This is a genomic window from Corallococcus terminator, from assembly GCF_003611635.1.
In the GTDB taxonomy this organism is placed as follows: domain Bacteria; phylum Myxococcota; class Myxococcia; order Myxococcales; family Myxococcaceae; genus Corallococcus; species Corallococcus terminator.
The window spans coordinates 1-16,754 of sequence record NZ_RAVZ01000092.1 but is presented as its reverse complement, the minus strand read 5'-3'; the positions used below and the strand labels follow the sequence as shown (position 1 = coordinate 16,754).

Below are 16,754 nucleotides of genomic sequence, written 5' to 3'. Positions count from 1 at the left end.
GACGGCTTCACAGCGCTTCCTCCAACTGCCAGCCGCCCCGGTTCCACTCGCGCGGGGCGGTGTTCTCCAGCGATTGGCCGAAGACGAAGAAGCGCGCCCACATCGGCTCGGGGCCCACCGCCTGGATGCGGACGGTGTGCATGCCCGGCGCGATGTCCTCGCCCAGCGTCACCGGCACGGTGCGCGCGTACCACTTCACGCCCGGACGGCCCGCCGGCATCGCGGGGTCCCGCTCGGAGGCGGGCAGCACCACGGTGCGCTCGGCGCGGGTGACGTGCGGCACCAGCACGCTGGCGCGGCGCACGGGGTTGCCCCCATCCACCGTGACGGAGAGCCGGGGCCCGGTGGAGGCCTCCGCCACCGGTGTGTAGACGACGATGTTGAGCGTGACGGAGCCAGTGCCCGTCTTGCGCACCGGCACGCGCAGGCCGCCGGTGCCCACCGGATACACCGTGCGCGAACGCAGCCCGCTGCCCGCCACGGGAGGCCGGTTGAGCATCGCCGACAGGCCGGGCGCGGACGAGCGCAGCAGCACCTCATGCTCGCCGGGCGGAAGAGGCGGCAGCAGTTCGCGCGAACGCGTGGAGCGCACGGTGAAGCGGTGCAGGGGCTCGCCGTCGAGCAGCACCTCCACCTCGTTGCCCAGCGCCGTCGCGTCCTTCAACGACAGGCGCACTTCCGGACGGGTGGGCGTGCGCGCGTCGAACTGCGCCCGCACCGCGCGGCCCGGCTCCAGGATGGTGGACAGCGCGCGCACCACGTCCGCCGTATCCGGATCCGCGGACTCCAGGACCTCCACCACGGAAGGCGAGCCATACGGGCGCACCACCACCGCGTCACCGGAGGGCGGCAGCGCTTCGTCGCCCGGGCCCACGGGCTCCAGGCGCACCTGGCTGAGCAACTCCATGCGCGCTCCGCCCTGCATCAGCGCGGTCAGGTTGGCCGGCCGCATCGGGTGCCATGAGCGTTGATCCAGCGGCGCGTTGCGCCAGCGCACGCCCGTGAGCGCCGTCTCGGTGTAGGGCGCCACGGGCGCGAGCGCCTGATCCCCGGGCAGGAAGCTGTAGAGCTGCACGATGGTGGAGCGCGGGGCTTCCACGCGCAGCTTGCGCGCACCCGCCGGAAGGAAGAGCCGCGCGCTCGCCACCTGCGAAACCCAGGCGGGCAGGTCCGTCACTTCTCCGGAGCCCGCGTCCGAAGTCACCTTCGCCACGGGAGCGCACGGCAGCGCGCCCCCGGGCAGCGCCACCAGGTCCGCGCTCTCGAACGGCGCGGGCTCCGTGGTGGCGTCCAGCGCGGCCTGCCCCAGCGGCTGACCCTGCGCATCCAGCACCGTGAGGCTCAGGTGAAGCGGCTCCTGCGACGGCGTGCGGTCCAGCGAGCGCGCGTCGATGCGCACCAGCCGTCCCGCCGAGTCCATGCGCGGATCGATGTCCAGCTCCAGCATCGGGCACGCGGGGCCGGTGGCGAACGCCTCCGTGCGGCGCGTGTCCGGCAGGAAGGCGACGTGGCCATCCGCCGCGGCGCCCGGCGCGGGGCGTGGCCCGGCGGGCAGCAGCCACGATTCGAACGGGCCCTCCACCGTGTAGCGCAGGTCCTCCTTGCCCTCGTTGCGCACCGTGACGGTGTGCACGCCCGGGGGCAATTCCAGCGGATGCGACATGGGCGAGCCAGCCACGGGGCCCGGCAGCTCCAGCGTGTGCACGAGCCCGTCCTGTGACAGCGTCTTCACCGTCACGGGGCCATGCGGCTGCGGGTGCGCGTCCGTCGCGTCGCTCCACAGCCACAGCACCGGCTTCGCGGGCCCGGTGACGTTGAGCGCCACGGCGCGTCCCGCCTCCAGCCGCTCGTGCACGGACTCGGTGGCCTCCACCAGCGGCAGCCGGTACGGGGTGCGGTAGACGGGCTCAATCTGGTAGTCGGTGCCCGCCTCGCCCTCCGCGTTGAGCCGCTCCCAGTGCTCCTCCGTGAGCCAGCGGCGCGTGTCCTGGGACAGCTTCTCGAAGGGCTCGAAGGTGGCGCGGCCGGCGCGGACCTCGGCGCGGGCCTGCGCGAGCTTCTGCGACGCGAGCAGCGGCAGCGTGCGGTGCGCCCGGACGTACACGCGGGCCAGCAGCGTGCCGTTCGTGCCCGCGGGCCGCAGGTACAGCACGGAATGCTCCGGCCGCTCCGGCAGGCGCAGCACGAACTCGCGCTCGTCCGTCACCTGCGCGGTGGCGCTGGTGGTGAAGGCGCTCTCCTCCAGGAAGGTGCCGTCCTCCTGGGGCTGGCCCTTGCTCTGGCGCGTGCGCGTGAAGATGGAGCGCTCCAGCACGATGCCCGCCGGGGCGCGCAGGATGGCCTGGAGGCCGTACTGGTACTGCTTCTCCGGCGCGTAGGGCGTGCCTTCGGGCAGCATCTCGTGCGTGACGATGAGCAGCTCCTCCGCTTCGGAGGGAACCCGCACGCGCATCTCCTTGCCCGGCTCCAGGCGGTAGAAGATGAGGCGCTCGGCGTTGACGAACTTCGCGTCGCGCCGGGCGGTGGGGGTGTCGTTGTTGCCCAGGACGGCGAGGCTCGCGCCCCAGATGAGGGCGAGGCCCGCCACCAGGCCCACGAGGGCCAGGAGCGCGCGACTGCGGTTCTTCATCGACGTGCCTCTTCGCGGGAGACTTCCCCGGTCAACACCACCGGTCGGCGGTGCCGCAGCGCCACGTCCACCGCGCTCGCGAGCCCCGCGTCACCGGCGGTCAGCTCCGCGCGCTCGAGCGGCGACGGGTGCTGCTGAAGGAAATAGATGGCGCGCAGCACCTGCTGTCCCTGCCGCGCCTCCACCAGGAGGAAGGGCAGGCCGTGCTCGGCGCTGAAGCCGGACTTCACCTGCCGGGACACGTTGCCCACGCGCTTCGTCTGGGACAGCGCGCGCAGGTCGTGCACGTTCTGCTGGGCCACGTAGCGCTCCGCGCTGGCGGTCAGCTCCGCGAAGTGTTCCTTCAGCGCTGCCGACACCGGCTGCGAGGGCGCCACCAGCCGGTCCGCCAGCAACGCGCGCTCCGGCGACTCGCGGGACTCCTCGGGCGTCAGGCCGGTGAGGGCCAGCTCCTCGGCCGCGAGCCGGGGACCCACGAAGGCGCCGCGCAGCGGTTCGGACAGCCACAGCGTCGCGAGCTTCGCTCCGCCGAAGGTGCGCGAGAACACCTGCTGGGGGCTCGCGTCATTGAGGCCCGTCAGCTCCGGAGCGCCGTCGTTGTAGCGCACGCGCTGGCCCAGCCAGCCCAGCGGGCCGGAAGCGGACAGCAGGCGCTCCAGCTCCGCCGGCCGCTGCGCCGGGGTGAGCACCGGGTTGCCTACGTCCACCAGCACGTCCGCGTTCACGGAAGGCCGGCCGGAGAACCCGCGCAGGGTCAGCACCTGTCCGTGCTCCTTCGGCAGCGCGCGGTGCACCGCCTGGTGGAAGGCCTGGAACGCGGTGCGCAGCTCCCCGAACGTCGCGGGGTGGGGCGCATCGTCGGAGGAGGTGGCGAACACCAGCGCGGTGGCGCCGGCCTCGTGCCACAGCTCCGCGGCCACCGGCAGCGTGCCCGCCTCGCGAAGCGGCGACGGCACCTCCAGCGCGAGCGGCGAGCCGCCCTGCCGCACCAGCAGCCCCGCGCCCAACCGGCCTGTCGTTCCTTCCGCGTCCGTCACCCACCAGCAGTCCTTCGCCTGGGCGCAGTCCGTCACCGGGTGCACCCGCAGGCCCATGAGCGCCGCCATGGTCCCGGCCCAGCGCGCCCGCAGCTCCACGGGCACGCCCGCCGTCCCTCCACCCAGGAGGAGCGCGGCCACCTGCTGCTCCAGCACCAGCAACTCCGAATCCGAGGGCCGCGCCGTCGGCGTGCGCGCCACTTCCGGCGTCACCATCAGGGCGCCCAGCGCGTCGCGCTCCGTCATCGGCGCGGCCAGCGCCGGCGCCTGGGCGAGCACCAGCGACGCGAGGTCCGCGGGCCCCGCGCGCAGCACGCTCAGCCGCTCCTCGCCCCAGGTGTCCCCGGGCTCCGGCGGCGCGGCGGACGTCACCTTCGCGTCGGGCCACAGCGCGGCCAGGGACTCCGGCGCCTTGCCGTCCCGGGTGTGCAGCACGACCTGGCCCGGCTTCAGCGACGCATCCACGCGCACCTGCACCCGCTCACGCGAGGACAGCGCTTCGTGGGCGTGGCGCAGCGGCGTCTCCGACTGCGACAGCGCGTCGCCCAGCACCAGCCCCGCGCGGCGTGAATCCACGCCGCTCACGATGATGGCGCGGCAGTGCACGCGTTCACACAGGAGCGCGGCCGCCTCGGCGCTGGGTGCTTCGGTGAGGGGACGCGGCACCTCCAGCACCGGCCCCTTCGCGCCGGGCACCAGCAGGGACGTGTCCCAGCCCGCCTTGCCCTCGCCGTCCACGCGCTCCACCAGCGCGAAGCGCGCGGGAACACCTTCCACCTCCGGCAGCGCGCGAAGCTCCAGCCCCAGTGACACCGCCTGCGTGCGCAGCGCGGTCATCCCTTCCATGCGGCCCGTCTCCAGCCACGTGTCCACGTGGTTCCAGAGCGCGGAGTACGCGCGCAGGTCGCCATGCTTCAGGCGCAGCGACACGCCGCCCGCGTCACTCTCACGCGCGGTGGCGCGGCCCATCGCCATCAGGCCCAGCGGCGTCTGGTCCAGGCCCAGCCCCGGCGCCTGTTCCCTCGGCGCCTGCGCGGTGAGCGCGGTGGCGGGACGCGGTTCGATGAGCGACAGGCCGAAGCCCGCGAGGCTGCCGATGAGGAATCCCGCAAGCGACGTGTGCAGCGTGGCCAGCAGCACGCGCGCGACCACCTGCTTCTGGAGGATCTTGACCGCCAGCAGCGTGGGCACCAGGTAGCCGAAGCCGAACAGGTCCGTCACCTTCAGGCCCGGAATGCGGCCGCCCATGGCCCAGCCGATGATCCACTTCACGCCGAAGCCCAGACAGAACACGAGCACTGTCTTGCGCGGGCCCTCCAGGTTGAGCGTGCGCAGCCCCGGCACCGACAGCACCGCCTTGGCGGCCACCACCAGCAGCAGCACCTCCGCCAGCGTGGCGACGAGCTTCAGGGGCTCCAGCCACGTGAGCGCCAGCAGCGCGGGAACGAGGATGCCGTTGAAGTCCCAGCCGTACTTGAGGTTGAAGCGCGCGGCGAGGAACGCCGTCGTCAGCAGGATGATGTAGGCCTTGGGGCTGGACAGGAAGTCCTGCGCCACGTCCTCGTACATGAGCTCCAGGCTGCTGAAGGACAGGTTGGTCGCGGGCAGCAGCACGAAGCGTAGGAGCGCGTACGTGAGCGCCACCGGCACACCCACCTGCCACAGCCCGCGGCGCACCTTCAGCTTCCAGAGCGCGTTCGCGGTGAGCGGCACCAGCACCAGGCCGATGCTGTGCAGGCTGCGGTCCACGATGAAGGACGTGCCCCAGCGGTCATCCATCCACCGGCCGAACACGGGCAGCAGCCACGTCTCGCTCACCGCGCGCACCATCACGCTCGCGAGCACGATGGAGAAGAAGCGGTCGCGGCCGAAGAACTCGCTCCACGCTCCCGTGCGGCTCAGTCCGCTGGAGAGCGCCAACGCCAGCCCATACGTGAGCAGCGATTCGGCGACCACCGTCGCACCCGCCTCCGGGTGGATGACGAACACCGACGCCAGATAGCCGGGAACAACGAGGCCCACGAAGACCCACCCGAGCGTCTCCGTGAGGAGCGCCAGGATGAGCACACCGACGAGCACCGCCACGAGAATGGAGGTGTCGAGGGAGTAAGCCGGAAACAATGTCAGGGTCGAAAAGAGCGCCATGGTGGCTGCGCTCGAATCTAGGGAGGCCGGTTGCTCCGACCAGGGTTGCACTTCTCACGGCCTGAGAAGCGTTTGCTGCTCAACCCCTGACCCGATCCGCGAGTCGCACGGACTGCCCACGCCCTGACATTGGCGCGCTCACAGTGTCCCCGAGCCCAAGGATGCGCCCCCGGAGTCCGCCCGCGACTTCACCCGGAGCCCCGCATCTGGCACGCAGGGTGCGTGCAGCCAGGATGTCAGCTCAAGGACACGGGTCCGCGGTGGCCACGGCCTGACAGCCCAGGCCGGAGCCGGTGAGGCTGCACGGCACGGTGTCCGCGAGCGCCTGGATCACCGCCTTGGAGGAAGCACCGGTGCCACGCAGGGTGACGGACTGCTCCAGGTGGAGGAAGCGGTCCGACGCGGCGGTGGCCTCGGCGTAGCACGCGTCGGCGGCGCCGTTGTCGATGCGGCCCTGCACGTTGCTGGTGCCGCACAGCGTGCGGTGCTTGCCGGCATCCTCGGGCGCGTTGCAGGAGAAGGCGCGCTTGGTGCCCACCAGGTGCGTGTTGAGTGCGTCGCGAAAGCGCACGGAGAGGGAGCCGGGGCGCTGCACGCTGGTGCCGTCGCTCACCACGGCGGCCTCGGGGCCCTCGCTGGAGTCCATGCCGTGCACGCTGACCGCGACCGCGGCCGGGTAGGTGTCGCGCAGCGCGCGGTGGGCGGCGGTGAAGAAGGTGTTGCCGTAGTGCGCGGCGTCGGAGATGCGCAGGCCCTGGGTGCCGCACACGCTGGTGGTGCCGCTGCACGGGCTGGCGGTGGTGACGGCGCAGCGGTTGCTGCCGGTGAGCAGCAGCGCGCGGGCCCCCAGCGTCACCAACTGCGTGGACGTCTGGCGCAGCGTGCCCTCGTCGGAGTCCGCGTGCGGCGCCTCCAGCCAGAGGTCGCGCGCGGGCGACAGGTTGAGGATGAAGGTGCCGCCGCCCCGGGTGAGCAGGCCCTGCTCGCGCACCACCAGCCACGCGGCGCCGTCGTGGTTGCGGAAGGTGGCCACGCCGAAGCCCAGCTTGCCCAGGTCCTGCACCACCTGCGCGGTGGGCCCTTGCGTGAGCAGCACGCGGAAGGCGCCTTCAAAGGCGGTGAGCTCCGTGCCGCCCGGCTCCTTGAAGCCCCCGCTGAGAGCCGGGCTGATGGACGTGCCCAACAGCCACGTCGACAGGTTCCCCTGGAGGGTGGCCAGGCCGCTGAGCGGTGCGCACACGCTCGGAGAGGGAGCAGGCGCGACGGTGAACGGGGTCTCCGTCTCCGGAGCGGGCGTCTCCGCGAGCGGCGTCTCCTCAAGAGGCGCGCTCGGGTCCTCGGTGGGTGTTTCCGCCGGAGCCTGGCTTACGTCCTCGACGGGGGCCGAGGGCGACGCGGGCGTCTGCACGACGCTGCCGGGGGACGCCGCCGAGGGCGCCTCGGATACGGCACCGGTCGGACCGGCGACGGCACTGCTGCAGGCGGCTGCGAGCAGCAGGAGGCAGAGGAGGGACGTGCGCAGGAGGGGCTGGGGCATGGCCCGTCCCGAACACGGCTGCTTGCGCACGCATTCGCATCCCGTCAATCCCGGATGACAGCCGGGGAAGGGCCTGCATGCCTGTCCGCCCCTGCCACCTGTCCGCTAGGGAAGGGTGCGCAGGAGCCCGTCCGCGTCGGGGGCGCCCCAACCGGTGGGGATGTCCCAGCCCGGCCCGGCTTCGTACTGCCGGTCGGTGACGCCCACGGTGATGTCGCGGAAGGTGCCCTGCACGGCGGGCAGCGTGTAGAGCTGCGAGTTGAGCCAGCCCACCTGGGGCTTCGCCACCTCGGAGCGCGCGCCGTTCACCACCGCGATGAGGCCCGCGAAGATGGGCGAGGAGAACGACGTGCCGGTGTTGGGCACGGTGACGCCCAACCACGTGTACCAGAAGCCGGTGTCCGCGTTGAGCGCCACGTCCACCACCGCGCGCTTCGCGGGCAGGGGCACGATGCCCTTCTGCCATTCCGGCGTCGTGAAGGTGCGGCTGATGCCGGAGCCGGAGTAGTACCAGGCCGTCTCGCCCGTCACCGTCATGCCGTTCATCTTCAACTGCGTGCCGCCCACCGCCGTGACGTACGGGCTGGAGCCCGGCGTGTCCACGCCCGCGGAGTCGCCGCTCGCGGCCGTGACGGTGATGCCCAGCGCGGCGGCCATCATCCCGGAGGCGCCATACTGCTCATGCACGGCGCGCGGTTCGGAGTCCTCGCGGTGCGCGAAGGACGTGGTGATGACGGAGACCTCGCCCCGGGCGATGGCCTCGTTGAAGGTGAAGAGCATGGACGTGTTGCGCGCGTCCGGGCCCATGTAGACGATGACCTCCGACTTGGGCGCCATCGCCGCGGCCCACTCCACGTCGAGCGTGCCCTCGCGGTAGCGCGTGACGGGCGGCTCCATGGTCTGGATGACCTTGGGGTCCTCGCGCTCGATGTCGAACATCTTCCAGAAGGCCCGCAGGTCCTTCCACCGGAAGCTCGCGCCAATCACCACGCCCAGCTTCGTGCCCTGTCCCTGGTGGCCCTGGTTGTAGAGGGTGTCCAGGCCGTACGCGCGCGCCACCTGCTGCGGGGTGAGGCCCCGGTTGATGGGGTCGGGCTTCTCCGTGGAGGGCTGGCCGAATTCGCCGGGCAGCGTGCCCACCCCGGCCGGCAGGTCCAGCGCGACGATGGCGGCCACGCGCTGCTGAACGAACGTGGGCGCCTTGATGGGCTCCGTGAGGCCGTAGACGTCGTGCGGATCATTTCCGCCCTGGGGCGACTTGCGCTCCAGGATGCGGATCTTCACGCCGAAGGCCTTGTTGAACTGGCCCACGGTGCCCACGAACTGCACCAGCAGCCGGTTGGATGCGACGCGCGGCGTCTGGAGCCCCGCGGACTTCATCCAGTCCGTGACGAGGGTGATGTCCTTCTCCAGGGGCGCGTGCTTCGCGTTCCACTCCTGGGGCGTCATGTACTTGCGGAAGCCCGCGCCGCCTGGCTTGTAGATGTCGTTGATGCGCTGCTCCAGCGCGTCCCTGTCGCGGATGGGGAAGGCCACCAGCCCCCGGATGAGGTCCGTCTCCGGCGCTTCGCCCTTATCGGTGTAGACGCCCGGCAACGGCCCGGGGACGCCATCCGTCGTCGGGATGGGCGTGGGGTCCAACACCTCGGCCTCCGGCTCCGGCGGCGGGTCCACCACCTCCGGCTCCGGCGGCGGCTGGGTCGTGGGGGGCGGCTGGGACGCTTCCGAGTCGGGAAGGGTGGGCGCGCCTTCCACCGGTGTAGGCCCTGGCGGACGGGGCTTGCCCACCGACGTCAGCCGGTCCGAGTCCCGACACCCCCCCATCCACCCTGACAGCAGAAGAACACCCGCGAGGATGTGTCCGCGCTTCATTGCTCCCCCAACTCGCGGGGACCCCTCGGGTCCGCCGCACCCCACGTCCTCCGGGCTGGAGGACGTCGCCCATTGTGCGCATCGAAGGTGGGTGCGATTGCCCTGCGAGGCAACTGTCATGGAGTGGTAAAACGCGGCTACACTGGTGGCACTTCTTTGCCCATCCCATGCGGCTGCCGACAGCAATCCTGCTCATCCTCTCCCTGCTGCCGTGCGCTGCGCTGGCGCAGGGAGACACGCGCATCACCTTCCTGGGTCGCCAGTTGGAAAAGGGAAGGGATCCGCGTGCGCGCTCACAAGCCGCCCTCGTGTTGGGCGCCACCGAGGACCCTGAAGCGGTGACGCCGTTGTGCGGCGCGCTGAAGGACCCCAGCGAGCTGGTGCGCGCGGCGGTGGCCAAGGGCCTGGGGTCGCTCCTGGAGCCAGGGGGACTCGACTGTCTCCAGGCGTACCAGGGGGAGACGGACGCCTCCGTGCAGGCGGCGGTGGCGGAGTCCGTCAAGGCCATCAAGGCGTACCAGGCGCGCCGGCCGCGCTTCTACCTGGCGTTGGACACGCTGAAGGACAAGACGGGCGGCATCCCTCCGGAGCTGGTGAAGGTGACGGAGGCGCGTCTGCGCTCGAAGCTGGTGCGCAGGGGCGCGCAGATGGCGCCGGTGAAGGAGACGAAGGCCGCGGCGAAGGGCGCGCTCAAGAAGATGGGCGTGCACGGCTACCGCATCACGGCGGAGATTCAAGCCACGGACAGCGGAGGGCTTCGCCTCGCGATTCTTTGCATGAGCTACCCGGAGCAGTCATTGATGGGACAGGTGGAAGTGAACGCCGCGGGTGCGCCGCCCGCGGACTTGTTGAAGGCCCTGATCCCCCGCGCGATCGAGGAAGCCGCCGCGACCTTCGAGTGGAGCAGCGAGACATGACGACGACGACCGCCCCGGCCCCGACCCCCGCTCCGACGAAGCGCAGGTGGCGCAACTTCCTGCTGGATGCGCCCTTCCAGCTCAAGCTCACCGCGTACATCGTCGGCGTGTCGCTGGTGCTGGCGGCCATCCTCGGCATCTTCCTGGCGCGCGCGGCGAACTCGCTGATGGCGGAGACGGCGACGGCGGTGGATGCCCGCTCGCGCGCGGCGGAGGTGAGCCGCGAGCTGTCCGGGGCCACGCTCTCCAACGAGCTGTTGGCCCACATGGACGACCCGTCCTTCGAGGCGAAGTTCCGCGAGCAGGCGCAGGCCATCGATGCGGGCTACGAGGCGGAGCGCACGGCCATCGTCGCGCAGCGCGAGGAGCTGGAGCGTCACCAGCGGCTGACGTGGTGGGTGCTGGGCCTGTGCATGCTGACGTTCATCGTGGTGGTGGCGCTGGCGACCATCGTAGTGACGCACCGGATGGCGGGCCCGCTGTTCCGCATCAAGCGCATGGTGCGCGAGGTGGCCGAAGGCCGCCTGCGTCCGCCGCAGCACGGCCTGCGCGAAGGCGACGAACTCCAGGACGTCTTCGAGGCCGCGAGGGACATGACGCAGCGGCTGCGCAACCAGCAGGAAGAGGACGCGCGCGTGCTGGCGGAGGCCCTGACGGCAGCGAGGCAGAAGGGCGTCTCCGGGCCGTGGGTGGATGAGCTGAGCGCCCTGGAAGCGCGCTACCGCGAGCGGCTGGCCCGGTAGGGCAGGCGGGCAGGGGGGCCAGGGGCCGGAGGTGACGCCGCGAGTGGGCGGACACGCCGGAGGGCTCCTGATGGCATAAGGACTCCCCATGACTCACGACGCGCCCATCTACCTGGATCACAACGCCACGACGCCGCTGTTGCCGGAGTGCTTGGACGCGATGCTTCCGTTCCTGCGGGAGCATTTCGGCAACCCCTCCAGCGGGCACGTCTACGGCACGAGGGCCCGCGCCGCCGTGGCGCAGGCGCGCGAGCAGGTGGCCGCGCTCCTCGGGTGTGACGCGGACGAGGTCTTCTTCACGTCGGGCGGCACCGAAGCGAACAACCTGGCGATCCGCGGCGTTGGCGAGGCGGCAGGAGAAAGGCGCCAGCTCGTGACGACGGTCATCGAGCATCCCGCGACGGCGCGTCCCTGTGACTGGCTGGAGAAGCAGGGCTGGCGCGTCACCCGGCTCGGCGTGGACACGGAGGGCCGCGCACGGCTCGACGAGGCCCGGGACGCGGTCAACGCGGACACGGCGCTCGTCACGGTGATGCACTCGAACAACGAGACCGGCGTCTACCAGCCCATCGCGGAGCTGGCCCGCTTCGCGCACGCAGCGGGCGCGGTCATCCACACGGATGCGGCGCAGTCTCTGGGCAAGACCCCGGTGGACGTGCGGGAGCTGGGAGTGGACCTGCTGTCCGTCGCGGGCCACAAGCTCTACGCGCCCAAGGGCGTGGGCGCGCTCTACGTGAGGCGCGGCACCCCGCTGTTGCCCTTCGCGCTCGGCGCGTCGCATGAGCGTGGCCTGCGTCCTGGCACGGAGAACGTGGCCTCCATCGTCGGGCTCGGGGTCGCGTGCGAGGTGGCGGGCCGTGACCTGGAGGCGGTCGCGTCGCGCATGCGCGTGCGCCGGGACCTGCTCTGGGAGCGCCTCGCTTCGGCCATCCCGGGGATGGCGCTCAACGGCCGTCTGGACCTGTGTCTGCCGAACACGCTCAACGTCCGGTTCCCGAACGTCTTCGGGGACGCGGTGCTCGCGGGGACACCGGAGGTCGCGGCTTCGACGGGGTCGGCCTGCCACGAGGGCCACGAAAGCGCATCCGCCGTCATCCTCGCGATGGGTATCAAGCTGGACGCCGCGCTAGGCACGGTGCGCCTCTGCGTCGGTCGTGGCACGACGGCGGAGGAGATCGAACGCGCGACGGTGGCGCTGGTGCGCTCGTGGAAGCGGCTCACGGGGCCGTAGTCCGAGCCCGGTCGGGCGAGACACGACCTCGGAACGGATCACCCGGAGCGATGTCCGCCCCGGTGCGGAATCACACGCGCGCGGTGTCCGCGGCCAGGCCCATCTGCATCAGCTCCGAGTGCAACAACAGACGCGCCTGCGCCCACGGCAGCGCCACGACGCGGTAGCCGTCCAGCGCCTGGAGCAGCATGGGCCGGTAGCTGGCGTGCCCGGGGTCCGCGACCACGACGATGCCCCGGTCGGTGGTGGAGCGGATGAGCCGCCCGACGCCCTGACGCAGCATCAACAGCGCTCGCGGTAGCCGGTACTGGAGGAAGCCCAGGTACTCGTTGCCACCCCGGGCCAGGGGCTCCTCGCGCGCGGCCACCAGCGGACGCGACGCCGGCTCCAGCGGCAGCTTGTCGATGAAGACACACCCCACGCCGCGCCCGGGGATGTCCACGCCCTGCCAGAAGCTCTTGGTGCCCAGCAACACCGTGCCCGTGTCGCGCTCCTGCCGCGCCGCCAGCGAACGGCCGTGCCCGCGTGACTGGCGCAGCACCTCAATCCCATGCGGCTCCAGCCGGGCCTGGACCTCGCGAGCCACGCGCTCCAGCCGCCGCGTGGAGGCGAACAATCCCAGCACCCGTCCACCCATCACCTGCGCCAGCCCGGAGATGCGCCCCGAAGCCCAGTCGATGAAGGGCTCCTCGTGCGCGCGCGGCGCGTCGGTGACGAGCACCACCAGCGCCTGCCGTCCCAGGTGGAAAGGGGAGGGCGCGCGCAGGATGGGCGGCCGGAGTCCCAGCCGCTTCAGCACGAACGGCACATTGTCGCCCGTGCCCAGCGTGGCGGACGTCATCACCAGCGCGCGCTTGCTCGCGGCGAAGTCCTTCGCCACCGCCTCGGACACGTCCACCAACTGCGCGCCCACGCTCCAGCGCCCCTTGCGAGGCTCCGCGCGCGCCGCGTAGCACCGCTTCACATCCGGCTCGCCGGCCAGCTCGCCCGCGAGTACGCCCAGTTCACCCAGCTCCGTGGTGGCCCCGGCCAACTCGCGCTCCAGCGAGGGCTGCTTCACCGCCAGCTCCGGCAGCGCCGCCAGCGCCCGCACCGCGAGCAGCGTGTGCACCCGTTGCAGCGCGCCGCGCACGGCATCCAGCCCCTCGCGCACGGGCTCCCAGGCGGGCAGGGCGCGCACGGCGTCCGTCACCCGAAGCTCTGGGGCGTATGCCGCTTCGTCCGCGTCCTCGCCGGGCATCGCGGAGGCCGGCTCGCACAGCGCCGTCACCTGTTCACCCAGGGCGCGCGCCTCCTGGAGCAGCGTGCGAAGCGCGTCGTCCACTTCGCCCATCAGGGAGCGGGACTCCTCCCGGCGCGTGGCCGCCAGCGCGCGGCGCAGCTCCGCGAAGAGGCCCCGGCGTCCGTCTCGCCCGTGCAGCCGCTCCGTGAGGCGCATGAAGGCCAGGTCCGACAGCTCCAGCGTGAGCGCGGTGGTGGCCACGTCCTCCAACTCGTGCGCCTCGTCCAGCACCAGGTGGTCCAGGCGCGGGTAGCGCGCGGGCCACGCGAACGCGAGCGACTGGTTGATGACCAGCACATCCGCCTCACGCGCGTGAGCCACCGCCGAGTGGTAGAAACACTTGTGGTGGTGCGGGCACCGCTCGCCCAGCGTCGTCGCCGCCTCCGAACGCACCGCCGGCACCAGCCCGTGCATCGCGGGGAAGCGCTCGCGGAACCAGTGGCTCAGCCGGTCCAGGTCCCCATCCGTGCTGCGGCGCATGTACGCGCGCACGTAGGCCCGGGGCGCCCGAGCGGAATGGTTCATCCCCGGCTCCACCCGAGTGGCTTCCAGCGCGCGACGGCGGCACAGGTAGTTCGTCTGGCCCTTCAGGAGCGCATAGCCGAACGCGCCCCCGGTGGCCTGATGCAGCCGGGGCAGGTCCTTCTCCAGGAGCTGGTCCTGGAGCGTCTTCGTGTGCGGCGCCACGCCGACCTTCAACCCGTTGCGCGCGGCGAACAGCGCGGCGGGCGTGAGGTACGCCAGCGACTTGCCCGTGCCGGTGCCGGCCTCCACCGCCACCTGCCCACCGTCCGACAGCGTGCGCGCCACCGCGTGCGCCATCTCCAACTGCGCGGGCCGGGACAGGAACCCACCGCCACGCTCCAGCGCGCCGTCGGGCCCCAGCACCGCGGACACCTCCTCCGGCCGCACCGGCAGCGGAGTCGCATCCGCTTCCGGCTCGGGAGGAGGCCGCGCGCCATTCGCCCGCCGCCGCTCCGGCCGGGCGCGCAGGAAGCCGCCCGTCGTCTCCAGGCCCAGCGGTACCGGCGTCGCCCGGCACGCCTCCCACAGCCGGGACAGCAGCTCCACCAGCGGACGGGCCTCCGCGTCCAGCCCCAGGTCGCGCTCGTCTTCCGCGGAGGCCGAGTCCAGCAGCGGCGTGGGCCCCAGCAGGGACGTGCGGGCCCGGGGGTCCATCGTGGAGAGCAGGTCCGCCACGTCCTCGGCGCGGCCGTCGCGCACGCAGCCGTCCAGCGCGTGCACCAGCACCGCGTGCACCGCCGCGCAGTCGTGGAGCGCGCGGTGCGGCTGCTGCTGCCCCAGCTTCGCCCACCGCATCAGCGACTCCAGCGAGTGGCTGGGCAGCTCCGGGTGCAGGTAGTGCATCAGCTCGCACGAATCGAGCACCGGGGCGCGGATGGGGCCCAGCACGTCCGGCAGGAAGCCCTTCTCGAACGGGGCGTTGTGCGCCACCACCGTCCACCCGCGCAGCCGCTCACGCAGCTCGGCGCGCTCGGTGTCGAAGCGGGGCTGGCCGGCGAGCTGCGCGTCCCCCAGGCCCGTGAGGCGCTTGATGGTGAGGTTCAGCGGGCGCGACGACGCATACAGGCGGCTGAAGCGGTCCACCTCGCGGCCGTTCTCGAAGAACAGGCAGCCGACCTCGATGACCTCGTCCACACGCGGGTCCAGCCCCGTCGTTTCGAGGTCCAGGAAGACGTGCCGGGTGAAGAGCTCCGAGCTGCCCATGCAGGGCGTCGAGCCTACCCGCCCGGGGGGACATCGCCAGTTAACGCGCGGTGGCCACTACTCCACGACGAAGGTGCCGGCGATCATCTTCCCCATCGCGCACCCGTACCGCAGCGTGCCGGACTGACTGGGGGTGAAGGCGATCTCCACCGGCGTGTTCAGCGGCAGCTTCGTGTCGATCTTGTACTCGTCCATCACCAGCTCGGTGGCGCACGTCATGTCCGTCTTGCGCGTCACCACCAGCTTCACCGGCTCGCCCTTCTTGAGCTGCACCGGGGAAGGCTCGTAGCCCTTCTCCGTGACGGCCAGCTCCACCACGTGCACGCCGTTCTCCCGCTTCCCGACCTCCACCGCCGCGGGCGCGGCCGGCGCCTTCGCGGCCGAATCCTGGGTGCAGGCCTGCTGCGAGGCCCCCGCGACGATGGCCGCCGCGGTGAGCGCCAGCCAGGGCTTGATGATGCGGGAGAAGAACGGACGCATGGGCGGAACTCCGAAAGAAGAAAGGGCGGCCCGGCACAGAAGCCCAGGCCGCCCGGAAGAGAACAGCGGACCTCAGCCCTCGGAATCCGGGGCCGCGGCCGGCAGGTCGTCGTCGTCGGATTCGTCCTCGGGCGGGGCCGGGGGCGCCTCGAAGCGCAGCAGGGCGTGGAGCGGGATGAACAGCTCGTGGCCCGGCTCGCCCAGCAGCACGTCGAAGCGGCCCACGCGCAACAGGGGCGCCTCCACCGTGATGCCGTTGCGCATCACCAGCTTCACCGTCTGCCCGATGTGCGGCAAGAACGGCCGCGGGTCGGAATAGGGCCGCTTGTCCGGCTGACGCGCCACCTGCGCCGGCTTCTGGGTGAGCTTCGCGTCGCGGTCCAGGGTCGGCATCAGCCGCTCCCAGTCACCCCGCCGCGAGATGAGCACCACCTGGAGCTTCTCCAGCCGACCCGTGCGCTCGAAGGTGAAGGCGATGGCCTCCTCCGACAGGAGCGTGTCCAAGAGCGACCGCTCGGCGAGCACCACGGACAGCTCGGTCTTCTGCTCGATGAACGCGCCCAGGAAGTCCGCCACCAGCGCGTTGTCCACCTGGCCGCGCGCCTGCTTGATGGCGGCCTTGCGCTGGCTGCGCTCCTTGCGCGCCATGAACTCCGCCACCGTCAGGCCGCTCTGGAGGATGCCGAACGCGTCGCCCAGCGACAGGCCCGCCGTCTGGCCCATCAGCTCGTAGACCTGGTCGAAGCGCTTCGCCTCCTCGGCGTGCAGCTTGCGCCAGATGCGCGCCTTCATCTTGCCTTCCAGCTCCCCCTTGGCGATGCGCGCCGGCACGTGCTCGCGCGTGGCCAGCGCCAGGATCTGCTCTGGCGTGGGTGGCGGGCGCGGCGTGGAGGGCCGGGGACCGAAGCGGCCCGGAGGACCGCCCGAGCGGGGAGGCCCGCCCATGCCCGGCGCCCTGGGCGCGGAGGGACGTGCCCCGGCACCTGGCGCGAAACCTCCGGGCGCGGGCGCGGCGCGGTGGGTTGGACGTTGGTGCGGGTGGTGTTCGGGCTGACGCTGGCCACGAGCGACGCCCGCTCCGTCTGCGAGGTCGTGAAGGTGTGGCGGGACGCGGCCTCGTGCACCAGCCGGTACACCGGCACCAGGCAGGGCC

At 72.0% G+C, this 16,754-nt stretch carries 10 protein-coding genes; 3 read left to right on the top strand and 7 right to left on the bottom strand.

The window, feature by feature from the left end:
• Positions 1–7: 7 nt before the first annotated feature.
• From D7V88_RS15455 to D7V88_RS15440, 4 genes are all read right to left on the bottom strand, one after another.
• On the bottom strand, positions 8–2,629 hold the full coding sequence (locus tag D7V88_RS15455) for a hypothetical protein (RefSeq protein ID WP_120541409.1): 2,622 nt from the start codon (positions 2,627–2,629) through the stop codon (positions 8–10).
• On the bottom strand, positions 2,626–5,811 hold the full coding sequence (locus tag D7V88_RS15450; RefSeq protein WP_120541408.1) for a poly-gamma-glutamate biosynthesis protein PgsC/CapC: 3,186 nt from the start codon (positions 5,809–5,811) through the stop codon (positions 2,626–2,628). The genes D7V88_RS15455 and D7V88_RS15450 overlap by 4 nt, the downstream gene beginning before the upstream one ends.
• Positions 5,812–6,052: 241 nt before the next feature.
• Complete coding sequence (locus D7V88_RS45155; protein ID WP_120541407.1) at positions 6,053–7,348, bottom strand: hypothetical protein; 1,296 nt, start codon at positions 7,346–7,348, stop codon at positions 6,053–6,055.
• A 105-nt stretch (positions 7,349–7,453) separates the two neighbouring features.
• Positions 7,454–9,220: a S53 family peptidase gene (locus D7V88_RS15440; RefSeq protein WP_120541406.1), complete on the bottom strand. Its 1,767-nt coding sequence runs from the start codon at positions 9,218–9,220 to the stop codon at positions 7,454–7,456.
• Positions 9,221–9,387: 167 nt separating this feature from the next.
• Here D7V88_RS15440 and D7V88_RS15435 point away from each other — a divergent pair, with 167 nt between their 5' ends.
• The 3 genes from D7V88_RS15435 (at position 9,388) to D7V88_RS15425 (ending at position 12,111) form a co-directional block, all read left to right on the top strand.
• Complete coding sequence (locus tag D7V88_RS15435) at positions 9,388–10,137, top strand: HEAT repeat domain-containing protein (protein WP_120541405.1); 750 nt, start codon at positions 9,388–9,390, stop codon at positions 10,135–10,137.
• Entirely contained in the window at positions 10,134–10,880 is a 747-nt protein-coding gene (locus tag D7V88_RS15430) for a methyl-accepting chemotaxis protein (RefSeq protein ID WP_120541404.1), read from the top strand. The genes D7V88_RS15435 and D7V88_RS15430 overlap by 4 nt, the downstream gene beginning before the upstream one ends.
• A gap of 88 nt (positions 10,881–10,968) precedes the next feature.
• On the top strand, positions 10,969–12,111 hold the full coding sequence (locus tag D7V88_RS15425) for a cysteine desulfurase family protein (protein WP_120541403.1): 1,143 nt from the start codon (positions 10,969–10,971) through the stop codon (positions 12,109–12,111).
• A 70-nt stretch (positions 12,112–12,181) separates the two neighbouring features.
• Here the strand turns inward: D7V88_RS15425 and D7V88_RS15420 are convergent, their stop codons facing one another.
• The 3 genes from D7V88_RS15420 to D7V88_RS15410 all read right to left on the bottom strand — a co-directional run bounded on the left by D7V88_RS15420 (position 12,182) and on the right by D7V88_RS15410 (position 16,546).
• The gene (locus tag D7V88_RS15420; RefSeq protein WP_120541402.1) at positions 12,182–15,121 is read right to left on the bottom strand and encodes a helicase C-terminal domain-containing protein; all 2,940 of its coding nucleotides are present in this window, start codon (positions 15,119–15,121) and stop codon (positions 12,182–12,184) included.
• 57 nt (positions 15,122–15,178) lie between these two features.
• Positions 15,179–15,601 carry a cupredoxin domain-containing protein gene (locus D7V88_RS15415; protein ID WP_120541401.1) on the bottom strand — a complete coding sequence of 141 codons (423 nt, stop codon included), beginning with the start codon at positions 15,599–15,601 and terminating at the stop codon, positions 15,179–15,181.
• 72 nt (positions 15,602–15,673) lie between these two features.
• A complete protein-coding gene (locus tag D7V88_RS15410; protein ID WP_244238168.1) occupies positions 15,674–16,546 on the bottom strand; it encodes a hypothetical protein in 873 nt (290 codons plus the stop codon).
• Between the last annotated feature and the right edge of the window lie 208 nt (positions 16,547–16,754).